3 protein-coding genes are annotated in these 2,528 nt (G+C 24.6%); all 3 read right to left on the bottom strand.

Features of this window, described 5'->3' with window-relative positions; translation table 11 throughout:
* Window positions 1-12: 12 nt before the first annotated feature.
* Window positions 13-246, bottom strand: a complete 234-nt coding sequence (locus tag BUB33_RS15590; protein WP_072978146.1) for a hypothetical protein — start codon at window positions 244-246, stop codon at window positions 13-15.
* A gap of 583 nt (window positions 247-829) precedes the next feature.
* A complete protein-coding gene (locus BUB33_RS15585) occupies window positions 830-1,150 on the bottom strand; it encodes a hypothetical protein (protein ID WP_072978143.1) in 321 nt (106 codons plus the stop codon).
* 12 nt (window positions 1,151-1,162) lie between these two features.
* The gene (locus BUB33_RS15580; RefSeq protein ID WP_072978141.1) at window positions 1,163-2,158 is read right to left on the bottom strand and encodes a protein rep; all 996 of its coding nucleotides are present in this window, start codon (window positions 2,156-2,158) and stop codon (window positions 1,163-1,165) included.
* Between the last annotated feature and the right edge of the window lie 370 nt (window positions 2,159-2,528).

Genomic DNA, 2,528 nt, shown 5'->3' with positions numbered 1-2,528 from the left:
AAAAAGAAAACCTCATGAGGTTTTCTTTTTTTCATAATAACGTACAATAATATCAAATACCAAATCTAACACAGCAATCATTACAAGAATATAAAAAACAATATCATTTTCTAAATGTTGTTCGAAAAAATTATAAAAAAATCTTTTAAAAACAAAATAACCTATAACCAATATAGCCATAATTAAACTTCTAGTTCTCCGATGCTTTTTATAGAAATGAATTAAATCTTTAACTCTATTGCTCATATACTCACCCCTTTTTTATAATTATATATCAAAAGTAAAAAAACAAACAATTTTATGTTAAATGATATAATTATAAAGACAAAATGCTTATAATATTTAAGCTTGTTTTTATTCACAATAACAAAATAATAATAGTTATTATTATTTTGTCGAAATCTATAAGCATATATAATAATATAAATAAATTCAAACTTAAATATGTTATTAGAATGGTTTCAAAACTTAAGTAACAGAAGTTAGAACACTTAAACTAAATATAAGCTTGATTATTTATAACAATAATTTAATTTAAATAATTATAATAAAAGTGAAAATCTATTAATAATACTATGTTTATCAATAATATTAATCAGCTATATTTATTTAATTACAAGATATCAATATATATTAAATATAAATGAATATAATATTGTAATTAATTCCTTAAGAAAATAGCTTATAACCTACACTCTAATCATAAACTTCAATATGATATTTGATATCCTCTCTTAATGATTCGTCTTCATTATCTGTATTTATTAAATCTCAATCTACTTTATAAAAAACATACGAAGACAATAATAAAATATTAATACTAAAAAAATTAATAAAATATTAATTCTTTCTCAACTTCATTTCTATTTAAATCTGTAACTATTAAATTAGCCTTTTTATAATTTAATAGCTTTAAAACAATTAAATCTGACATTCCAAATAATAAAGTATATCTACCATTACTTTTTTTCATAACAACAATTCCAGATTGTTTATTCGATTTTCTTTTACCTAGTTTTCCATATAATCCTATACCATTAGCATCCTTATGAATTTTATAAACTATGTCAATTTTGTCTAATTCTATTTCTTCAAAACTTTGTTCATTCCTCCACCTATCCAATCTTGATTGAAAATCAACACTCAACATAAAAATCCTCCTTTATCTTTTAATATATTGTTTATAGCCTATATTCCAATCATAAACTTCAATATGATATTTTACATCTTCTCTCAATACCTCATCTTCATTATCTGTATTTACTAAATCTCCATTTTCAATATCATCAAGATTAAGTTCTCTATGTATTTTCCTAAGTTTTCCACCAAAAGCAACAAGCCGTCTATTAGCCAAAGCTCTATCTAAAATATAAACAGCCTCCTTGGACAATTCTTTATCTTCAGGAATTAAGTAATCTTCATCTTTTACTGTATATTTAGCAGTTTCTGCCACTGATTTAGCTGTTTCTTTTTTATTTCCTGTTTTAAATGCTGTTATATGTACTATTGGAGTATAATCCACCTTTAAACATGATTTCCAAAGGCTTGTCCATTTTTCTTGTGAAATATAAATCTCAGGCTTATTAAAATAACTCTTATTTACCATCAAAATTATATGAAAATGAGGATGATATGTATTATAACTACTTGATTGTTCATTAAGATTATGAGTTACCTCTAATGCCCTAAACCAACCCTTTACAGATTGTTTAAAAATTTTTCTTTCACTCAATTTTTTAAAAGCATGAAATAATCTATCTATAGTTCTTGACAATTCTTTACCTTCTACATTTTCACAAGTCAAAGTCAAAAACAAAAACCTATAATCCTTATCCTCAAGAGCTTTATCCATAACCTTAGATACTTGGCCATAAATTTTTAGGCTTCTTCTCCAATTACACATAGGACACAACCTTACTTGACATGACATCATACTATCCAATTTCTTCTCTCCTGTTTCATTATCAACTTTAAAAGCTAATTGGCAACTACAGTATTCAACTCTAAAGGCTTTATTATCTAATCCAATTTCTTTATAAACCTCAGCCAACTCTAAAGTCTTCAACTTTTTCTCTCTCCAAGGTCGTTCTTTTCCTTCTTTATTTACATCTTTTAGTACTTTATTTTTTTCTTTTTCTATGCTATGATTATTATACAAATTAAAAACTCCTTTCTGGAACCAGAAGGGAAAATTTAAAAATGAATATAAAAATATCCCCTGGTGGTTTTAATTTTTTCTAGTCAATTAAATTATAACACAGGGGTATTTTTCTGTCTATTAGTATCCTAAAAAACGACCTTTTTTTTGTCTGTAACGATTGAAAATATTGGCTTTGAAGCAGGTCGACCCAAATCGAAGGTGTTCACATAGTATCAAGATAAGAAAAAACACGTTTTTTGACCCTAATTTTTACACCAAAAAAAGTCGTTTTTTTAATTTTTTTAGATTTCTAAATCCCATTCATTTTCTAAATTCATTTCTAATATTTTTTGATTAATTTCTTCAAGATAGTTATCAAATTTTTTTT

The sequence above is a fragment of the Tissierella praeacuta DSM 18095 genome (assembly GCF_900128955.1).
GTDB lineage: Bacteria > Bacillota > Clostridia > Tissierellales > Tissierellaceae > Tissierella > Tissierella praeacuta.
The sequence above is the reverse complement of the archived record's forward strand: the minus strand, read 5'-3'. Positions and strand labels throughout refer to the sequence as shown.